The organism is Fictibacillus sp. BK138 (assembly GCF_004216955.1).
Taxonomy (GTDB): Bacteria; Bacillota; Bacilli; order Bacillales; family Fictibacillaceae; genus Fictibacillus.
In genome coordinates this window covers 681,263-701,575 of sequence record NZ_SGXL01000001.1, presented here as the reverse complement: position 1 = coordinate 701,575, position 20,313 = coordinate 681,263, and the positions used below count along the sequence as shown (strand labels likewise).

Below are 20,313 nucleotides of genomic sequence, written 5' to 3'. Positions count from 1 at the left end.
ACACCCTGCAAAGTGCGATGCCTTCCATTGTAAGAGATTCGACGAAAGAAGCCTGTCTCCTACTTCACTATATGAATAGCTTGTTTACTTTATGAGTTTATTTTACCAATATGCCGCAGGATTTACAGCATTAGTTTTTCCTGCATTCCAAGGTCCTTTGTGAAGTTCAAAGTGCAGATGCTGACCATGAGAACGTCCTGTGTTACCCATGTTTCCAAGCTTCGTGCCTTTTGAAACCGATTGGCCAGTTGAAACTAAAGGCGTTCCGGACATATGCGCATAAACGGTCGTCCACTGCTGACCTGCAATCGAGTGAGAAATATAAACAACATTACCGTATGAAGATGAATATTCCGCTCTGATTACCGTACCATCAGCTGCTGCATAGATTGGAACTGTTCCGCCTTGAGCGATATCGATTCCTTCATGCATTCCGCTGCTTCGGTTGCCAAATGGAGACGTGATCGCACCAGCTGCAGGCTTGATGATCATGCCGTTACCGATAACAGGCGCTGAAGAGGAAGATCCTCCGCCGCTAGAACGTCTTGCTGCTTCTTGCTGTCTAGCACGTTCTTGTTCTCTCTTAAAGGCTTCTTCTTGAGACTTTAAGATTTCCGCTTCGTTTTCGATCTTATGCATTTCAGCTTCCAGGTGTCCTTGCTCTTTTTGAAGAGAAGCCATCAGACGGTCTTTTTCAGCCATTTGAGCTTTAAGCTGCTCTTTTAACACTTGCAAGTCTTTCATTGCTTTTTGAAGATTGCTAAGCTTTGTCTCAACAGATGCCATCTTGTCTTCTAGAAGCTCTTTATCTTTCTTTTGCTCTTCTAAAAGTTCACGGTCTTGTTCTGCGATCATGTTTAATGCTAGAACACGGTCAAGAAAATCACCGAAATCTTTAGAACCTAATACGACTTCCAGGTAAGAAACAGCTCCACCAGATTCGTACATGGAGTTAACACGCTCTTTTAAAAGCTTGTCACGCTTGTCGATTCTTTTTTGAACAACAGCGATTTCTTCTTTTAATGTTGCGATCTCCGTTTTTGTTTGTTTAATATCTGCTTGCTTTTTTTCGATCTTCGCATCTGTATCAGATGATAATTTATCAATTCTTGTAATTTCAGTTTCTAATGAAGCTTGGCTTTCCTTGTTAGCCTCAAGCTTAGATTTTGAATCCTTTGCTTTCTTTGCATTCTCTTGTTGTTTTTTCTTGATGCTTGATAAAGATTCCGCGTGAACGACGGATTCAGAGTGATACACAGTAAAAGCGCTCAGTGCCAAACTTAAAGACAGCACTGTACCAACCACTTTGCTTTTCATTCGTTTTCCTCCCTAACCCCTATTAATTTGTTTCGTTTTCTTGAATCTTTACTTCTGCGATCTATTAAATCTTTAAGAACTTACGAACAGACGTCAAGCTTCCCCATACTCCGATAACTCCGCCAATCAGCAGCATCAATATTGATAACTGAGGAATAAGCGGTGTTACTGGAAGCAGCTCGATAAAGACTGTCCCAAGCTTCTGATTAACAATGTCAAATATCGCTTGATATCCTACTGCAATTACGATTATTGGAAGAATAGCCCCCATAACACCTAATGCAAATCCTTCAATAAAGAACGGCCAGCGGATAAATCCATTTGTCGCACCAACGAGTTTCATGATTTCAATCTCACGTCGACGCGTTACAATGGTTAATTTTATAGTATTTGAGATCAAGAACATCGCTGTGAATACAAGTCCCAGAACGAGCACGATTCCAACGTTTCGGGCAGCATCTGTAACTTTAAAGAGCTTTTCAACTGTCCCTTGTCCATACTCTACTTTATTTACGAATTTAAGTTTGTCTACTTCTTTAGCTACCGCAGCCGTATCCTGCGGTTCTTCCGTATAGATGATAAAAGCATCACGAAGCGGGTTCTCGTCTTTTAATGAAGAAAAGGCTTCTCCTTCATCTCCAAGACTTTCAATCAATTCATCTAGCCCTTCTTCTTTCGACTGATACTTAACGGATTTTACCTTATCAAGATTCTCTAGCTGTTTTTGATAAGCATCATAATTCTCGGATTTCTCTGTTCTTTCAATATAAGCTCTGATTTGTACATCATCTTCTATTTGACTGGCGATATGGTTGATGTTCAATAGAATCGCCAGGAAAACACTTACCAACAGTAATGTTACAGTTACTGCAGAGATCGAAGCGAAAGACATCCAGCCGTTTCGTCCCATGCTCTTGAATGCTTCTACTAAGTGACGTTTTATTGTTCTAATCTTCATAGCCGTAATCCCCCTTCGCCTCATCACGTACAATTCGGCCGCCTTCGATGGCAATTACGCGCTTTGTGATTGTATTAACGATTTCTTTATTGTGAGTGGCCATGACTACTGTCGTGCCACGGTCATTAATCTCTTTAAAGATGTCCATGATTTCCCACGCGGTTTCTGGATCCAAGTTCCCCGTAGGCTCGTCCGCAATGACAACTGGCGGCCGGTTCACGATAGAACGCGCGATCGATACACGCTGCTGTTCTCCACCGGATAACTCATCCGGGAACATGCGGGCTTTATTTTTCAGCTTAACAAGGTCAAGAACTTCCATAACGCGCTCTCTGATCACTTTAGGAGTTTCCTCAATAACTTCCAGCGCAAACGCTACGTTTTCGTAAACTGTTAAACGCGGTAAAAGTTTAAAGTCCTGGAAGATAACGCCCATTTTTCTTCGGACTTTTGGAATTTGTCTTTCTTTTACCTTCGCAAGGTTCGTGCCGTTTATAATAATAGATCCTTGTGTCGGCTTTTCTTCACGGTACATACATTTTATAAATGTAGATTTTCCGGCACCACTGGGTCCGACTACATAAACAAATTCACCTTTTTCTATGTAGACGTCAATCCCGTTTAATGCCATGACACCATTCGGGTATGTTTTCCAAACATCAATCATTTCTATCAAGCTAAATCACTTCCTTACTACCCCAAAAAAATATTTCCCTATTCAATCAACAATCTATTAATAAAGTCTTTTCGACAATCACGCGATAAATGTCAGTTTTTTTCCGCAATAACTATTATAACATCTCGAACTGTCAATTTTATTACAATTGTATTTCATCTTGCCTACAACAAGGGACCTTTGTCGTGTTTTCTCATGGCTGTGATGGTTAAAATACGACACGATTCGCTGAAATCCTTCATTTTCTCATAAAACCTGCAAGTAAACTTTTCGACATTCGGAGGTTAAAGTCGACCATCGATTTGCAAATTAGGCACTTTTGTACTGTGTATACGGTACATAACATCGGCTTATATTACAGAATTTGTAGTAAGAACGGCTGATTTATGTCATAAGTCCTACAAAACCATACAAAAGCCAGCCGTGTGTGTCAACGGCTGGCAAGATTCGACTTATGGAATTATGGATTATTATCCGCGTTTGAAACCTTCTCCAAGCACTTCATTCGAATTTACAACGATTACGAAGGCTGAGGGATCAACGCTTTTGACATATTGTTTTAATTTCGTAACTTCATATTGCGCAACAACGACCATCAACATCGGACGCTCATCCTGCGTATAACCGCCGAATGCATTGATCTTCGTAACGCCGCGGTAAATATGAGTAAGGATGCCTTGACGCAGCTCTTCTTCTTGATCAGAAATGATAAGCGCCATTTTGGACGTACCCAGACCGATCTGCACAACATCGATCGTTTTTGCGGTGATAAACATCGCGATCAGGGCGTAAAGAGCTTGTTCGATTCCAAAGATAAATGCGGATGCGAGTACGATCGTCCCGTCAATAAAGAGGATAATCGTTCCGAGTGAGACCCCGATATATTTGTGAATGATCTGTGCGAGGAGGTCTACTCCCCCTGTTGATGCTTTTCCTCGGAATACGATACCAAGCCCGGCACCAATTCCAAGACCACCGAAGATTGCGCCTAAGAGAGGTTCTTGTGTAGCTGCTCCCCACTCTTCGAAAATAAAAACAAAGAATGGGAGTACAAGTGTCCCGACTAGCGTCTTCGCGCCGAATCTTTTTCCGAGGAAGAAAAGTCCCGCGATGAACAGCGGTATGTTGAGACTCCACTGCACATAAGAAGGCTTCCATTGGAAGAGTCCGTAAAGGATTGTCGAGATGCCGCTAACTCCGCCCGATGCGATTTCGTTCGGGAGCAGGAATACCGAGAATGCCAGAGCCACGAGCCCTGAGCCGATTACAACATAAATATATTCTAAAATAAGTTCAACTGTCGGGTGAAGAATTCCACCGCGTCTTTTTCTCATTGCCATCATCATAGCTGTCTGTAAACCTCAAACTTTCATAAGGAATTTCGGATTTCTTTCAAACGAAAAAAGTATACCAAGCCTAGTATGCCCTTGTAAATGAGACCTTAGTGCCGCGGTGATGAGGTGAAGTGGTTGATTTATGGATGGAATTTTGAATAGGTGCGAACTGGCGTGGCCAGTTGGGTCGTATGAGTACTGCTTGCTGTGTTGAATTTGTTGTGAATTGTCGAAAATCGTGTATTTGGAAAATAACGTGCGATTCTTGAAAATAACGTGTGATTCAATCGTTTTAACGTGCGATTATCTTGAATAACGTGCGATTCTCATAATCTGCATAACAGAATTGAGAAAATGCCCCTTTGTATAAAGCCGATGAAAGTACCATGATAAGAGTTAACTATTTTAAATTATAGAAGGAAGTGAATCCAGTAGAAAAACACCGAAAAACTCCCCTATTAATTGATAATTTATCTGCCTTCTTAAAGAGATTGCCTTCTCATCCTAAAAGAAAAGAAATGGAGGAGTATTTAGCTCGTCAAAAAGCTGGATTTAAAGGTGAGCTTTCACTAGAATATTTCTACAGGTACTTACCTCTAAACGAAGTAATCTTTTTGCACAATATTAGAATTCTTCATCAAAATTATTATTTTCAGATCGACACCCTCATTCTTACTCAAAAATTCTTTCTTATTCTAGAGATTAAAAATCTGAGTGGCCAAATCTACTTTGATAATCTGTATTCGCAAATTATTAGGAGGATTAATGATATTAAAGAATCCTTTGAAGATCCTATTTATCAAGTAGAAAGACAAGCGCATCACCTATCAGAAATTTTAATGCTATACAAGATCCCTTTTATTCCAATTGAAACTCTTGTTGTGATAACAAATCCAAATACACTCATTGAAAGTGCACCTTCTCATACTGACGCTCTTTATAAAGTGATTAAAAGTGCTGGATTAAAAAAGAAATATGTTGAATTCAAACAAAGATATAATGAAGATAAATTAACTAAAAAAGAGCTTAAAAAAATCGTAAAGCTTATAAACAAACTAAACCAGCCATACAATCCTGATCTTTGCAATTTGTTTAAAATCAACAAAGAGGAGCTAATTAAGGGAGTGTTTTGTCCTAGTTGTGAGGATGCTTTGCTTGTTAGAAGAAAAAGAAGCTGGTTCTGTATTACTTGCAAAGAGACGAATCACTATGCCCATATCAGTGCGTTAAAGGATTATGCACGATTCATCTCAACTACAATAACAAATAGAGAATGCATGCAATTTCTGAATCTCCCATCAAGAAGCCAATCCTATCATCTCCTCCACTCACTCAACCTTCCTTTTACAGGTACAACTAAAGACCGCACCTATCTTTTACATTCTTTATTGGAGGAGTGAATTCAGAAAAAACAGCCCATAATTGGCTGCCTAAAATTATTTTACTCAATCAAAGGGTTGTCAAAGATGCTTTAACAAGATTTTTGGAAATACTGTTATCTTGGACTTGGTGAATCATCCATATGCCAGTTATGCTTTAGCTCATTTTTTTGAACATATTTCATATCCTTTGCATCCGCCTTTCCGTCGAAATCACTTTCTGCCTATCTGTTTTTCCAACTAATTTCAATCGACACAAAATGAATGTACCTATTTGTTTCTAATAAAATAATTGTACGGCTAACAATGATTAAAAGCCATTGGGGTTTCAGTCGGGACTCACAGCCTATTTCAACTGCTAACTTAAGGGGGGATACCGTTAAATAAACGATAGAAATAGTAATTTTGACTTAAAAAACGTAAAACCGAATTGGGGTTTTCTTTAGTAAAATAGAAATATCAAAATAATAGTGGTTTATGTTGGGGGGCAGATGAAGTCATGCTAGAAGGGAAAATCATTAAGTTCTATCGTGAACGCAGAGATATGACGCAAAAGGAGCTTGGGGACGGCATCTGTTCGGGTACGCATGTCAGTAAAATCGAACGGGGCTTAACGGAAGTCTCAAAGGAAACGATACAATTTTTAGCAGACAGACTGGAGATCGACATAGAGAGTGAGATCAAAATCTATAGAGGATTACACACCCTTTTAAAGAAATGGGAAGAAGCCATTATCATGAAGCTTCATCCAAAGGCAGAAACTCTTAAACAGCAGCTAGGGGAAATTGCTTTGCTGCAGATTCCTGATTTCTATAGGTCGCACACGCTTCTGTTAGCCAGATTCTATTTGATGACGGGAGATCACACAAAAGCGCTATCGATTATACAAGAGATGGACAGATGGCAAAATCCTTCTCCGCTTGAGAAAAATATGATTCTTCATATTAAGGGAATCTACGGGCTCCAAAGCAAACATGATTACTCTGAAGCTATCGAATTATTAAAGAAGATTGACCATGCTCATTACCATAATCCAGAGTATTTCTATCACCTGGCCGTTGCCTATCATTCCATTAACTCTCGTGTACTTGCCTATTATTATGCGAGCATCGCTCTTCGTTTTTTTGAAGAATCTCATTGCTATGTGCGCGTGATTGAAACGGAGATGCTGATGCTCATACAAGTGGGACATGATACCACAAGCGGACCTCAATACGGAAAGTATGAACAGCTGATTGAGATGTGTGATAACTTTGGCTTGGAAAAGCAAAAAGCTCTTCTCCTCCACAACTATGGCTATCACTGCATCCTGCACGAAGACTTTGAAAAAGCATGTGAGCATTATTTTGAATCGATGAAGCTAAAGGACCCTTCTTCACCAGAGTATATTGGTTCACTTGAAGGATACATAAATGCCTCTGTACTTTTAGGGAAAAAATCAACCACAGAACTTTTATCACTTGTCGAAAAAGGGTTAAACCTAGCTAAAGACATTCATTCCACAACCTTCATCCATTTTTTTCAGCTGCACAAATACCGGCTCACAGATCAAGAAGCGCAGTATTATGACTATCTTGAGACAGAAATGTATCCCTATTTAAAAAGGTTAGGCTATGTGCTTCCTGCCGAACATTATGAAATAAAGCTTTTTGATTTTCATATGGATAAAGGAAATGCAAAAAGAGCCAATGAATACGCAGCATTAATTGCGGAAAAAAACAGACGCAGCAACCATTTTGTATAAAAAGAGGAAGCCCACATCAGGCTTCCTTTCTCATCTTTATGAAGGTCTTTTCATCTGTACGACTTTTTCTTCCTGCTCCTCTAAACGTTCAGCAACAAGCTTCTTCCGGTACACCCATCTTGATAACATGATGCTGATCTCATAGAGCACGAGCAGCGGAATCACCACGAGAAAATCTGATACAATGTCTGGCGGTGTGATTAATACGGCCACCACTACGAGTGCAAAGTAGGAAATCTTTCGGGCTTTTGCCAGCATAATAGGATTGATGATTCCGAGTGACGTCAGAAACATCACTACGAGCGGGATTTCGAACAGGAATCCGAACGGCAGTGTCAGGTTCAGCATGAACTTGAAGTATTTTTCCGATGTGAAAAAGGTCTGGAAGTTTCCTTCTGATAGTCCTAGCAAAAAGTTCAGCACCATCGGATAGACGACGAAATAGCCGAATGACAGTCCCAGCAAGAACAATAGAAACAACGCGGGAATGTACGACAGCGTCACCTTTTGTTCTTTTTTATCCAATGCCGGCTTAATAAACATCCATGTTTGATGAGCAGCAACCGGTATGGTGAGGGCTATAGCAATCACCCCTGATATCATGAAATACACCCAAAGAATTTCACTTGGTCCGAGGACGGCAAGTTGCTGGTCCAGATCTCGGATCAACCAGCTGTAGATTGGTTCCACATAGAAAAATGACACGGCGAGTACCGTCATAAACATAGCGAGTGTTATGATGATTCGTTTTCGAAGTTCACCCAGATGTTCCACAAAGTACATCTCTTCTGCTTTCACAGCTTCAGCCTCCTTCCACTTTTTAATGAAGAAAAGATGCAAGCTTGCTGTTGCGCCCGCATCTCCCTTACAAAATCTCTTTATTTCGACTGCGGTTTTTCTTCTTTTTCATCAGAAGACATTAGATCTTTTGCAGAATTCTTGAATTCACGAAGCGTACTTCCGAATGCGCGTCCAATCTCTGGCAGTTTTGATGGTCCAAAGATGATAAGCGCGATGATTAAGATCAGAATCAATCCTGGTACTCCGATATTAGTAAAACCCATGTGGATCGCCTCCTAAAATGATGTTAGTCGTTAGAACCTAAAGCCAGTGATTGCCACAACAGACGGACGCGGCTGATTGCCTCCGCGAACTTGCGGCCATGTGCTTGTCGGATTTGCTTTATCTTCCGTTTCCTCTCCTGGATGCTGCACGGAAAGGAATAGTGTTCTTTCGTTTGGTGTGAAAGATGGTCCTGTCAATTCCGCTTCTTTTGGTGCTGATGCGAACTGGAATGCAACACCCTTGTCTGGACCGACTGTCGGAATCATGAACATCCCGTTGTTTCCGAAGCTTGTCCACGCATCAGAGTTCAATTTGCTGGATGAGATATCCGTTACGGTCCAAAGGTTCGCGTTTGAGTCGAACGTCAAGTTATCTGGGGCACTGAAGCCGCTTTGGCGTCCGCCAGCTGCGAAGATCTCAAAGTCAAAATCCTCTGCGCCATGGTCTCCGTCTTTTTCAAAAAAGCGTGTGATGTGTCCGTGAATGTTTCCGTGCTTATCATTGTTCGTATGTGCGATGAACACGGTTTGATCTAAAGGTGAAATCTCAACGTCTTCCGGTCGGTCTGTTGGTGTTGCACCTAGTAAGATGGCAGCGTCATGTGCGTTTACAACAACATCAGCTTGTGTTTTAAACTTTTCTAAAAGTTCAGCTTTACCTGCCGCTTTTTCGCGAACCGCTTCGATCGTTAACGCTACCCATTTACCCTTTTGCAGGTCTGCAGTATATAGCGTTCCTTCTTCTAAAAGTTTGCTGTTTTCCTTGCCTTTTGCTTCTACGTACTTACCTTTACTCACAAACTTGTACACGCAAGCATCTTTTTTATCGTCACCCATATAAACAACTACGCGTCCGTCTTTCGCGAGACCCATACTCGCATTCTCGTGATTGAAACGGCCAAGAGCGGTGTGCTTTCTTACTTTGAAACTTGGATCGAACGGGTCTACTTCAATCACCCAGCCGTAGTGAGTTTGGTTTAAACCGGCCGCGTCAGACGTATCTTCATAGTTTTCTTCACATGACATTACCGTGTTCCAGAGAGTACGTCCGCCTGAACAGTTTGCAAACGTTCCCTGAACAGAAGTGGCTCCAGAAACCGCTGCGTTTCCTTTAGCTGGCCCTGTTAATGCGAAAGGTGTTAAGCCAGTTACACGACGAGCTAGTTCAGAATTCTTGTTCAGCGTCCACTTTCCATTTTTTACTTGGACCTCAATAATGGAACCGCCTTGGTTGTATAGCATTTTTTCGATTTGAGCTGCTGTATATTTACCACCCTTTTTTTCACCTTCTACATATAAAGGGTTCGTGTATTCATGGTTCACCCAAAGCAAACCATGTTCGCTGGAGTCCTCGATCGGAAAGTACATGGTAAAATCGTTGTTGAATCCAAATGTGTCGCCTTTTTTATTGATCACATCCCCGTAGGATGCAATCACTTCATATTTATAACCTCTTGGTAAAACAAGTTCGTCTTTGTCTGTTGGTGCAATTGGGTGAAACTTAAATCCTTTTTTGCGAGGCTTCATGCGCATTAAACTGTCTGATTGAGCGTTCGCTTTTTCCGTTAAAACGCCTAATCCAGAAGTTGCTGCAGCAAGTGCAGTTGCGCCTGTTCCTAAATACGTTAAAAAGGTTCTTCTATCCAATGGTTTCTTTTCCACTCCGTTTTCCCCCTAGGACCAATAATTTATCTTGCACCTTTAAGGATAAAGCGGAATTGTTAAGCCACTATGTAGCGCATTTAAACAAACGTTTAAGGTTTTCTAGATTTTTCTAAAAGTTGTGGAGAAGCGGACGTAAAATCCTGGAGTGCAGCGACACTTACCATTAGATATTGAACTATTGTTAGTTTGAACCTTTCCACACCTTAAGAATTCCTCTATATAACTTCTAAGTTGGGAAAATAGCTATATAAACGTAACGCTAAATGATAGGCGCATCCTATGATTTTCCCAATTTACTTAACACGGTTTATAGGTATAATTAACCAGAAGGTACTTTTATTGAGGTGAAGCGATGGATATCGAAGTGGGAAGTCGTGTCGTTTATAAAGGCGTAGAGTACCAAGTGGTGTGGATTTACGAGAATGGGAATGTGGAGATTGCAAAAAAGGGATATTCAAGTAAGATCGACCTTGTTCCGAAAAACGATCTTACAATAATAGACTAAAAAAACTTCCGAAGCTTGGGGCTCGGAAGTTTTTGTTGTTGTTGTATTTTGGTTGTATAAAAGCTTCGCTGAAAAGTTGATTGGAGCGCAAGGTACGAGACTCCTGGGGGATCAGCGGGACAGGTGAGACTCCTAACGGCGCAAAGCGCAGAGGAGGCTCACCGCACGCCCCCCGGAAAGGGAGTACCTGGAGCGGAAATCAACCACTTCCATTAACTACAAAGCCTAATTTTAAAGCTTAGATCTCAAGTAAGAATCAATAAACGGCGTGATTTCTCCGTCCATTACAGACTGCACGTTACCAACCTCAGTGTTTGTACGGTGGTCTTTTACTAAGCTGTACGGGTGGAAAACGTATGAGCGGATCTGGCTTCCCCAGCCGATTTCCTTTTGTTCACCGCGGATTTCAGCTAATTGTGCCTGCTGTTCTTCCAAACGTCGCTGTACAAGCTTCGCCATCAGCATCTTCATCGCACGTTCACGGTTCTTGATCTGTGAACGCTCTGTCTGACAGGAAACAATTGTGTTCGTTGGCGTATGTGTAATACGAACCGCTGAATCCGTCGTGTTAACGTGCTGACCGCCAGCACCTGACGCACGATACGTATCGACCTTCAAGTCCTCTGTACGGATTTCGATTTCTGTATCATCGGTGATCTCAGGCATGACTTCACATGAAACGAATGATGTGTGACGGCGACCTGAAGAGTCAAACGGCGAAATACGCACTAAACGGTGTACCCCTTTTTCCGCTTTTAAATAGCCATAAGCGTTGTGTCCTTTAATGCTCAATGTTACGGATTTTACACCCGCTTCATCACCAGGAAGATAGTCCAACGTTTCTACCTTATACCCTTGGCGCTCAGCATAACGCGTGTACATACGTAGCAGCATGGACGCCCAGTCTTGGGATTCCGTACCGCCAGCACCTGGGTGAAGTTCCAGGATCGCGTTGTTTTTATCATAAGGTTCGTTTAATAAAAGCTGAAGTTCGAAGTCGTTCAGTTTTGCGATTAGTTCTTTCGTGTCTTTCACAAGCTCTTTTTGCATGTCAGCATCCGCTTCTTCTTTCACAAGCTCGTGTGCAATTTCCAAGTCCTCATAGGAAGAAGCAAGTTCTTCGAATTCATTGACCTGCTCTTTTAATCCGTTTGCCTCATTAATAACCACTTGTGCTGCGTTCTGGTCATCCCAAAAAGTTGGTGCACTCATCTGTTCGTCTAGTTCAGCGATGCGTGCTTTTTTTGCATCGAGGTCAAAGAGACCCCCTAAAGTCGTTGATACGTTTTTCGATAACGTTGAGTTCCTGCTTTACTTCTACTAAATCCATAATCTTTGCACCTCATTTTATGATTGTAGCTACTTTTTTAACGTATGCTGTTGGATTTGAAAAATTCTTTGGGCGGAAACATGCGCAAAGAGAGCCCCGAAGAGACTCTCTTCACTCACAGAACTGAATTATTCCTGCTCAGCACCGTGACATTGCTTGTATTTTTTACCGCTTCCGCAAGGACATGGATCGTTGCGCTTAATGTCCTGCTTTTTGCGTACTGGTTTCTTTTTAGAAGCTTCCGCCTTGTCACTTGGGACAACTGCTTTCCCTTCAGCCACTTGTTCACGCTGCATGTTTTGTTCGATCTGCGATTTTAAGATGTAAGTCGCAACTTCTTCTTCGATCGCAGCAACCATCGCTTCGAACATCTCGAAGCCTTCGAACTGGTACTCACGCAACGGATCTGTCTGGCCGTAAGCACGAAGGTGAATCCCTTGGCGAAGCTGTTCCATCTGATCGATGTGATCCATCCACTTGCTGTCGACCGAACGAAGGATAACCGCTTTTTGGAATTCAGCGATTTGCTCTGCAGGCAGCTGCTTTTCTTTTTCAGCAAATGCCGCATGAACCTTCGCCTGAATCTTCTCAATGATCTCTTCACGATCGAGACCGTAGAAATCTTTTTCCGTAAACACAGGCTCTGTGAACATGACCCCGTTCACATAATCTGCGATTTCTTTCGTGTTCCACTCTTCTTGAACTTCAGATTCTGGCGTGTGAACCGTTACGATGCGGTCGATTGTAGAATCGATCATACGCAGAACGATATCGCTCAAGTTCTCAGAGTCCAGTACGTCCTGACGCTGAGCGTAGATGATCTCACGCTGCTGACGCATAACATCATCATATTGTAAAAGCTGCTTACGAGCATCAAAGTTGGAACCTTCCACTCGTTTTTGTGCAGATTCTACAGCTTTTGTAACCATTTTGGACTCAATCGGCGTATCTTCATCCATGCCAAGACGCTCCATCATCGTCATCAAGTTGTCAGAACCGAAACGTTTCATCAACTCATCTTCCATTGAGATGTAGAAACGGGAAGAACCTGGATCTCCTTGACGACCAGCACGTCCGCGAAGCTGGTTATCGATACGTCGTGATTCGTGGCGCTCTGTACCTAAAATGTGAAGACCGCCAACTTCAATAACACCTTCGCCAAGCTTGATATCCGTACCACGGCCGGCCATATTTGTCGCGATTGTAACCATGCCAAGCTGACCCGCGTTCTCGATGATCTCTGCTTCACGCTCATGGTTTTTCGCGTTCAAGACATTATGTTGAATTTTACGCTTTGTTAAAAGTTGAGAAAGCAATTCAGATGTTTCAACGGCAACCGTACCAACAAGGATCGGCTGGCCAGTCTTATGGCGCTCTTCGATTTCAGCTGCGATCGCCTTGAATTTCCCTTGCATTGTTTTATAAATTAAATCCGCTCTATCATCACGTGCGATCGGACGGTTCGTCGGAATTACGATAACATCCATGTTGTAGATGTTGCGGAATTCCTCTTCTTCCGTTTTCGCCGTACCCGTCATACCCGCAAGTTTGTTGTACATACGGAAGTAGTTCTGGAACGTGATCGTCGCAAGGGTCATACTCTCGCGCTGGATCTCCAGGCCTTCTTTCGCTTCGATCGCTTGGTGAAGACCGTCGCTGTAACGGCGTCCAGCCATCAAACGTCCTGTGAACGGGTCAACGATTACGATTTCGCCTTCTTGAACAACATAGTCCACATCACGATGCATGATGATATTCGCTTTTAACGCCTGGTTGATGTGGTGATTAAGTGTTACATGCTGATAATCATAAAGGTTATCGATCGAGAACATCTGCTCAGCACGGTTGATTCCCTCTTCCGTAAGCTGCACGTTCTTCGTCTTTTCATCAACGGTATAATCCGTATCTTTTTTCAGCTGGCGCACAAACATGTTTGCCATTTGATAAAGCTGGGTAGATTTCTGTGCAGAGCCAGAAATGATCAGCGGAGTACGCGCTTCATCAATTAGGATGGAGTCAACTTCATCGACGATCGCATAATTACGGCGCTGAACCATCTGCTCTTTGTAAACCACCATGTTGTCACGCAAATAATCGAAGCCGAACTCGTTGTTCGTACCATAAGTAATATCTGCCGCATACGCTTCACGCTTTTCCTCTTTTGAAAGGTCAGAAACGTTCAATCCAACCGTCAAACCTAAGAAATTGTAAAGCGGCCCCATGATTTCAGAGTCACGACGAGCCAAGTATTCGTTGACGGTTACAACGTGAGTCCCTTTACCATCAAGCGCATTCAAATAGACCGGCATAGTCGCTACGAGCGTTTTACCCTCACCGGTTTTCATCTCAGCAATATTACCTTCATGAAGTGCAACCGCACCCATAATCTGTACGGGATAATGACGCATGTTCAATACACGAGCTGATGCTTCGCGCACTGTCGCAAACGCTTCTGGCAGCAAATCGTCTAATGACTCGCCTTTTTCAATGCGGCTTTTGAATTCAGCCGTCTTACCTGCAAGAGCTTCATCGTTTAACGCTTTAAACTCTTCTGCTAACGCTTCTACTTTTTCAGCGATTCTTTCATATCTATTTAGCGTCCGATCATTGGAACTTGGAAAAATCTTTTTCAAAATGCTAATCATCCGATAAACGCTCCCTGTTCTCGAGAATTATATACCACTTCTATTCTACCAGTTTGTGAAACGAGCCACAAGAAATCCCAAATCTTTTCATCCGAATTGTAGCATCCGCTAGTATATAAATTCCTATTTATGTGAAAATTTCTATAGTTTAAGAAGACAATAAACCTAAATTTTGGTAAAATAATAAAAAGGTTGCTGGGAGGTTCTTAATGGAAAAAGCGGAGTTACAAAGGGATAGCACCAGCGAACAAAAGGTGCGCAGCGAAAAAAATAGAACAATTATTTTAACGCTGGTTTTAAGCTTTTTTATTATTGGGGGTCTCGGAACGTGGGGGTATTACGAGCTTTTTGGTACGAAATCCGCATCAGATTTAGATCTTCCTTCTAATGAAGAAGTGATGAATGCTGAAAAAACGAGTGGTACTTCGATCTACAAGCCCACTTTAGAAGTTCCGGTTACGGAAATCCAGCGACGGATTAATGTCATGCATGAATTCTGGAACCGCGAGCTAGGATTTAACGCTTGGAATAACTATAGCATCGCAAGGAATAAGGAAGAATTGATGGATGTGAAGGAAGATATACAGGACAAACTCCTTCCTTATGTGTCGGGTCCATTGAAGGCAGATATGGAAACTGCGATTGTAAAAATAGATTCAAGCATGAAATCAGATAGTGTAGGACCATTAAAAACCGCCCATCGTATTTTTCATGATCTGGATATTACGCTGAACGGCTATAAGCAAGATGGCGTGTATTGGGAAGTAACGAAAACGTGGGAATGGCTTCAAAAAGCACATTGACGATTTGCAACTTCATTAGAATGGTGCTATGATGAATCTAGTTATTTTTGTTCGGTGTAATCAATAGTTTGAAATATAATTTTCTTCTTGAGAATAGATTAGGGCAAGGATAGTAATATATTGTGTGGTAACGCACGAGGAGGCAACAAACATGGAACAAGGTACAGTAAAATGGTTTAACGCAGAAAAAGGTTTTGGATTTATCGAACGCGAAAACGGAGACGACGTATTCGTACATTTCTCTGCAATCCAAACTGATGGCTTCAAGTCTTTAGACGAAGGCCAAAAAGTAACTTTTGAAGTTGAGCAAGGTGCTCGTGGAGCTCAAGCTGCTAACGTTCAAAAAGCATAATCTTAGATGATTATAGGAACAGACTCTCTTTAGAGTCTGTTTTTTTGTTGTCTATAAAAATAATCAATAAAAAACCCCGCTCAACAAGTTGAGCAGGGACATGGTACAGGAAAAGTAAAAAATTTATTGCATTAAAGGTTATGCATAGTATACCATACAAAACACTTCAATAGTGTTATTATACAAGCATTGCTCTTAAACCGTTTGAGAGCAGTGCTTTTTCTTAAGTAGCCGGTGTCATATAATGATCTTTCAGCTGGTCTCGCAATGTTCGCTTCAAGAACTTCCCGACCGAAGTCTTCGGGATCTCATCCATGAACACGATATCGTCTGGAATCCACCACTTCGCAAACTGCGGTTTCAAATATTCCATAATATCTTCTTTCGGCACTTTTCCTTTTGCTTCCGGTTTCAAAACGACACAAGCGAGCGGCCTCTCCTGCCATTCCGGGTGTGGAACCGCGATTACGGAAGCTTCAAAAACATCCGGATGCGCCATGATCGCATTCTCTAAATCTACCGACGAGATCCACTCTCCGCCGCTCTTAATGAGATCCTTCGTCCTGTCGACAATCTTTACGAAGCCTTCTTCATCAACGGTTACAACATCCCCGGTATGAAGCCAGCCATCAACGAACGTCCCTTCCGTTCGGTCATCATTGTAATACTCATCAGCTATCCAGTTGGATCGGAGCAGAAGTTCACCCATCTCATTTCCGTCCCACTTTACATCGCCATTGGCCCCGATTACTTTCATTTCAACACCTTGGACAACATAGCCTTGCTTTGCTTTGTAATCTAATTTTGTCTCTTCGTCCAAATCCATTTGATAGGTTTTCAGACGCGTTGCAATCACGAGCGGACTCGTTTCGGTCATACCATAGGCGTGCATGAACGGAATGTTATGTTTTTCCTGGAACGTTTTAATCATCCCTTTAGGTGCAGCTGATCCCCCACAAATAACAGCTCGTAGACTAGAAGTGTCATATCTTTTCTGTTCGAGTTCTTGAAGAAGTCCCATCCAGATCGTTGGGACACCTGCGGCAAAGGTTACTTTTTCCATCTCGATCAGTTCCGCTAAAAGCTGTGGCGTGAATCGTGGTCCAGGCATCACTTGCTTCGCACCAAACCAGGTCGCCGCATACGGAAGTCCCCAAGCATTGACGTGGAACATAGGCACAACCGGCATCAGAACATCACTTTCCGAAACAGAACCGCCATCAACAAGTCCTAGTGACATGGAGTGAAGAACAGTCGAACGGTGTGTGTACGTTACACCTTTTGGATTTCCAGTTGTTGCTGATGTGTAGCACATCCCAACAGGATCATTCTCATCAATATTTTGAGGGAACTCATAAGCTGGGTCACCTGCCTCAAGAAGTTTTTCATAATGATAAAGCGGCTGAAGCGGTGACTTTGGTAGCTCATCTTCATCGGTCATTAAAATAAATGCTTTTACGTTCGGAATATGGTCTTTTATGGCTTCAACAAGAGGAAGAATGTCCTGATCGATCATTAAAATCTGGTCATCGGCATGATTGATAATGTATGCGATATGCTGAGGGGAAAGTCGAATGTTTATCGTGTGAAGTACTGCTTCCACACCTGGGATTGCAAAATATGCTTCAAGGTGGCGATGGTGGTTCCATGCGAGTGTACCAACGCGTTCACCTTTTTGAACACCAAGTCGTTTCAGCGAACTCGACAACCTGCGGGTCCGTTCCCCGATCTCCCGGTAACTGAACTTGCGAATCCCTGACATCGTACGGCTCGTTACTTCTTTTTTAGCAAAATAACGTTCCGCATGCTCCAACATACTCGTTACTCGAAATGGCACATTCATCATCATAACTGCTTCTCCTCCTTTAATATAAACAAAACCAATGTTGTAAGCGCTCTCACTACTCAACTAGTTCACCTTACCTAGGAGGAAATCCTGCATCAAAAACATATTTATTGGAGGGTTTTGCTGGAAAGAATTCATCAGCTGAAAAATAATGTAATGTTCTGCAGCTCATTTACGTTAAACTATAAAAAACGGCATAAAAAGGAGTGTCAATTATGCCAGATTGGTCGTATCATACATTTTTCAAACCCGTGCTGTTCCGGATGAAACCAGAAACAAGCAGGAATTTTACATTGCAGTTGATGAACACGCTCGCAAGGCTTCCGCTTGGAGATAAAGTTATAAACTTCTTCGGACACATGCAACCGTCTGCAGAATTAGTACAGAACATTGCTGGCATTCGTTTCCCTTCCCCTGTAGGCATTAGCGGAGCTTTAGATCCTAACTTAAAAGGGACTTCGGCTTATTCTAATCTTGGGTTCGGTTTTATAGAAGTTGGACCGATTTCAATAGAACCTTGTAATTTGCAAAAACCTATCATACGCAATACAGATGAAGAAACATTATGGTATCAACATTTAAAGTCTAATATGGGGTTAGATGAAGCACTTGGAAAACTTCAAAAGACTAAGCGGACCGTTCCGATGGGGATTTGGATTAAGGGTGAAACAGAAAAAGAGTTATTACAACTGGCTGAAAAACTTGATGAATATGCTGACTTTTTCATTGTTGAACTTACTGGTGCTAATCACATTAAGAAGTTGAAGAGTATGACAGGTAAGTCGATTTTCTTGGAAGTAGCTCACCACCAGTTAGATATGAACAAATTTAACGATCAAAGTATGGATGGATTTTTAATTCGGGAAGGTGTTCAAAAAGACGGCGGAATTGAATTAGGAAAATCGGAAATGGCGGCGTTAAAAAACAGCATTCAGCAGCTTTTACCTTTTAAAAAACCGATTATTGCATCCGGCGGTATCCACGAACCTGGTGATGCGATGGAACTTTTTCGCTCCGGCGCATCACTAATCCAGCTTCATAGCGGATTTGTTTTTTCTGGACCAGGTCTTCCCAAAAGAATAAATGAGCGATATGTCTATGAAAGGACTTCCGAAACCAAGCAAAATACAAAAGGCTGGCTATCGTTTTTCTTGATGGGTTTGGGTGTTTTTCTCGCAGGCATCATCGCGTTGTTCATCGGTCTTACTGAAGTTCTTCTACCATATGACGAGGCATTCTTAGGAATGAAAAGCGAAGAAATCATCGCTTACAATCACCATCTGTTTCACTTCATGTCGCATGATCGGATCTGTCTCGCTGGAGTCATGATATCCGCAGGTTTTATGTTCATGCAGCTTTCTTACCACGGCATACGAAAAGGTGAGCATTGGGCAAGAAAAGTATTCGTGATTGCGGCAGCTGTCGGTTTTCTAAATCTCTTTTATTTTATAGGGTTCGGGTATTTCGATAAGCTTCACTTTCTCTATTACTTAATTATTTTCCCTTTTTTCATTTATGGACTTTACCGGACCCGAAACATGACAATTGGAAGCGGTGGTACGAATTTACACAACAGCAATTCATGGCGTAAAAGTCAGCTTGGGCAAAGCATGTTTGTGATTTCTGGCATGTGCTTGTTGTCGGCAGGAATTGTCATTTCGACCATCGGCATGAATGGCGTATTTGTACCTGAAGACCTGATGTTCTTTTCATTGACGCCTGAACAGATAATAGCTTTCAACGAGAAACTCATTCCGTTAATCGCACATGACCGGGCAGGTTTTGGCGGTGCATTGATATCAGAAGGATTTCTCCTGCTAACCATTGCGTTATGGGGATATAAAGAAGGAGCTAAATGGATTTGGTGGATCCTTGCGATCGGCGGTCTGCCTGGGTTTTTGACAGGTATCGGCACTCACTTCATGATCGGTTACGATAATCACTTCCACCTGTCCCCTGCTTATCTGTTGTTTGTGTTTTATATTTTGGGGTTGGTTTATTCGTATCAATATTTGTGCGGCCGTAAAGAGCAGTCCATGTTATTTAATCGATATGAAGCAAAAAAAGTGTAGACGCGTTTGCATCTGCACTTTTTCTATTTACTTCACTTGAGTTTGTTTTTGAAGATTAATCGCTTTTCGGATCGCGATGATCGTTCCCATATGCAGTCCTTCATGATAAAAAGTCCGCGGCAGCACTTCGGCAAACGTACTCATGCCAAGCTCAGTCGGTTCATCTAACTCCTGTTCGAGACGATGACCGAATTGCTGCTCAATATATTGAACCTGCTCCATTAAACGGTTGCGCAATTCTTCAAGCGTTGGAGGAGTCTGCTGCCAGTTTTCAGGCTTCGTTCCGTAACCGAACAGCTCGCGGTAGTGCCGCGGTGCTGGATTATCCTCACGCGTTTTATGATAAAGCCAATCGTACTGATCTAAATAGATGTGACCTAAGTTCCAGCGGATGTTGTTGTTGAAGCCCTCAGGCACAAAATCTAATTCCTCTTCTGTTAATCCTTCAACCGCGCTGAGCGTATTATGGCGGAAAGCAGCGAGCTGTTTTAATAAGATTTCATTACTCAACTTAATAACCTCCTTCAATGACCTTCTATTTACTTTTTCGCTTAAATGTACGAAAATCCCTTCTCCGCGCAAAAAAGCACGCCCTATAGAGAGCGTGCTTTCATCAATTTTTT

General features: G+C 42.1%; 17 protein-coding genes. 6 read left to right on the top strand and 11 right to left on the bottom strand.

What is annotated here, in order from left to right:
- Positions 1 to 102: 102 nt before the first annotated feature.
- The 4 genes from EV282_RS03325 to EV282_RS03310 all read right to left on the bottom strand — a co-directional run bounded on the left by EV282_RS03325 (position 103) and on the right by EV282_RS03310 (position 4,285).
- Positions 103 to 1,317 (bottom strand): murein hydrolase activator EnvC family protein, encoded by a 1,215-nt coding sequence (locus EV282_RS03325; RefSeq protein ID WP_130293775.1) that lies wholly within the window; start codon positions 1,315 to 1,317, stop codon positions 103 to 105.
- A gap of 64 nt (positions 1,318 to 1,381) precedes the next feature.
- Positions 1,382 to 2,275 (bottom strand): permease-like cell division protein FtsX, encoded by an 894-nt coding sequence (gene ftsX, locus EV282_RS03320; protein ID WP_130293773.1) that lies wholly within the window; start codon positions 2,273 to 2,275, stop codon positions 1,382 to 1,384.
- Positions 2,265 to 2,951, bottom strand: coding sequence for a cell division ATP-binding protein FtsE (ftsE, locus tag EV282_RS03315; protein WP_077359946.1), 687 nt, complete (start codon positions 2,949 to 2,951; stop codon positions 2,265 to 2,267). The genes ftsX and ftsE overlap by 11 nt, the downstream gene beginning before the upstream one ends.
- Positions 2,952 to 3,421: 470 nt before the next feature.
- Positions 3,422 to 4,285 (bottom strand): YitT family protein, encoded by an 864-nt coding sequence (locus tag EV282_RS03310; protein ID WP_130293771.1) that lies wholly within the window; start codon positions 4,283 to 4,285, stop codon positions 3,422 to 3,424.
- A 422-nt stretch (positions 4,286 to 4,707) separates the two neighbouring features.
- Between EV282_RS03310 and EV282_RS03305 the strand changes: the two genes are divergently transcribed.
- Together EV282_RS03305 and EV282_RS03300 are read left to right on the top strand one after the other, a co-directional pair.
- Positions 4,708 to 5,685, top strand: coding sequence for a nuclease-related domain-containing protein (locus tag EV282_RS03305; RefSeq protein ID WP_130293769.1), 978 nt, complete (start codon positions 4,708 to 4,710; stop codon positions 5,683 to 5,685).
- 478 nt (positions 5,686 to 6,163) lie between these two features.
- The gene (locus EV282_RS03300; protein ID WP_130293767.1) at positions 6,164 to 7,408 is read left to right on the top strand and encodes a helix-turn-helix transcriptional regulator; all 1,245 of its coding nucleotides are present in this window, start codon (positions 6,164 to 6,166) and stop codon (positions 7,406 to 7,408) included.
- Positions 7,409 to 7,444: 36 nt separating this feature from the next.
- Here the strand turns inward: EV282_RS03300 and tatC are convergent, their stop codons facing one another.
- The 3 genes from tatC to EV282_RS03285 all read right to left on the bottom strand — a co-directional run bounded on the left by tatC (position 7,445) and on the right by EV282_RS03285 (position 10,134).
- Complete coding sequence (gene tatC / locus EV282_RS03295; protein WP_425590200.1) at positions 7,445 to 8,191, bottom strand: twin-arginine translocase subunit TatC; 747 nt, start codon at positions 8,189 to 8,191, stop codon at positions 7,445 to 7,447.
- A gap of 95 nt (positions 8,192 to 8,286) precedes the next feature.
- Entirely contained in the window at positions 8,287 to 8,472 is a 186-nt protein-coding gene (tatA, locus tag EV282_RS03290; protein ID WP_066245439.1) for a twin-arginine translocase TatA/TatE family subunit, read from the bottom strand.
- A 30-nt stretch (positions 8,473 to 8,502) separates the two neighbouring features.
- Positions 8,503 to 10,134, bottom strand: coding sequence for a PhoX family protein (locus EV282_RS03285; protein WP_242611819.1), 1,632 nt, complete (start codon positions 10,132 to 10,134; stop codon positions 8,503 to 8,505).
- Between the two features lie 355 nt (positions 10,135 to 10,489).
- Here EV282_RS03285 and EV282_RS20090 point away from each other — a divergent pair, with 355 nt between their 5' ends.
- Positions 10,490 to 10,642 carry a hypothetical protein gene (locus tag EV282_RS20090; protein WP_165389340.1) on the top strand — a complete coding sequence of 51 codons (153 nt, stop codon included), beginning with the start codon at positions 10,490 to 10,492 and terminating at the stop codon, positions 10,640 to 10,642.
- A gap of 231 nt (positions 10,643 to 10,873) precedes the next feature.
- On the opposite strand, the gene prfB is transcribed toward EV282_RS20090, so the two are convergent.
- Both prfB and secA read right to left on the bottom strand, forming a co-directional pair.
- Positions 10,874 to 11,972, bottom strand: a protein-coding gene (prfB, locus tag EV282_RS03280; protein WP_242611818.1) for a peptide chain release factor 2 whose coding sequence is annotated in 2 segments (ribosomal slippage) — positions 10,874 to 11,908 and positions 11,910 to 11,972 — 1,098 coding nt in all. Because the reading frame shifts where the segments join, the coding sequence is not laid out codon by codon here.
- A 128-nt stretch (positions 11,973 to 12,100) separates the two neighbouring features.
- On the bottom strand, positions 12,101 to 14,617 hold the full coding sequence (secA, locus tag EV282_RS03275) for a preprotein translocase subunit SecA (RefSeq protein ID WP_130293761.1): 2,517 nt from the start codon (positions 14,615 to 14,617) through the stop codon (positions 12,101 to 12,103).
- Positions 14,618 to 14,826: 209 nt separating this feature from the next.
- On the opposite strand from secA, the gene EV282_RS03270 reads away from it, so the two are divergent.
- On the top strand, positions 14,827 to 15,420 hold the full coding sequence (locus EV282_RS03270; protein ID WP_130293759.1) for a hypothetical protein: 594 nt from the start codon (positions 14,827 to 14,829) through the stop codon (positions 15,418 to 15,420).
- A 151-nt stretch (positions 15,421 to 15,571) separates the two neighbouring features.
- Complete coding sequence (cspC, locus tag EV282_RS03265) at positions 15,572 to 15,772, top strand: cold shock protein CspC (protein ID WP_077359956.1); 201 nt, start codon at positions 15,572 to 15,574, stop codon at positions 15,770 to 15,772.
- Positions 15,773 to 15,995: 223 nt separating this feature from the next.
- Here the strand turns inward: cspC and EV282_RS03260 are convergent, their stop codons facing one another.
- Positions 15,996 to 17,618 (bottom strand): long-chain fatty acid--CoA ligase, encoded by a 1,623-nt coding sequence (locus EV282_RS03260; RefSeq protein WP_130296883.1) that lies wholly within the window; start codon positions 17,616 to 17,618, stop codon positions 15,996 to 15,998.
- 215 nt (positions 17,619 to 17,833) lie between these two features.
- Between EV282_RS03260 and EV282_RS03255 the strand changes: the two genes are divergently transcribed.
- A complete protein-coding gene (locus EV282_RS03255; protein WP_130293757.1) occupies positions 17,834 to 19,690 on the top strand; it encodes a dihydroorotate dehydrogenase in 1,857 nt (618 codons plus the stop codon).
- 27 nt (positions 19,691 to 19,717) lie between these two features.
- Here the strand turns inward: EV282_RS03255 and EV282_RS03250 are convergent, their stop codons facing one another.
- A complete protein-coding gene (locus EV282_RS03250; protein ID WP_242611817.1) occupies positions 19,718 to 20,200 on the bottom strand; it encodes a DinB family protein in 483 nt (160 codons plus the stop codon).
- Between the last annotated feature and the right edge of the window lie 113 nt (positions 20,201 to 20,313).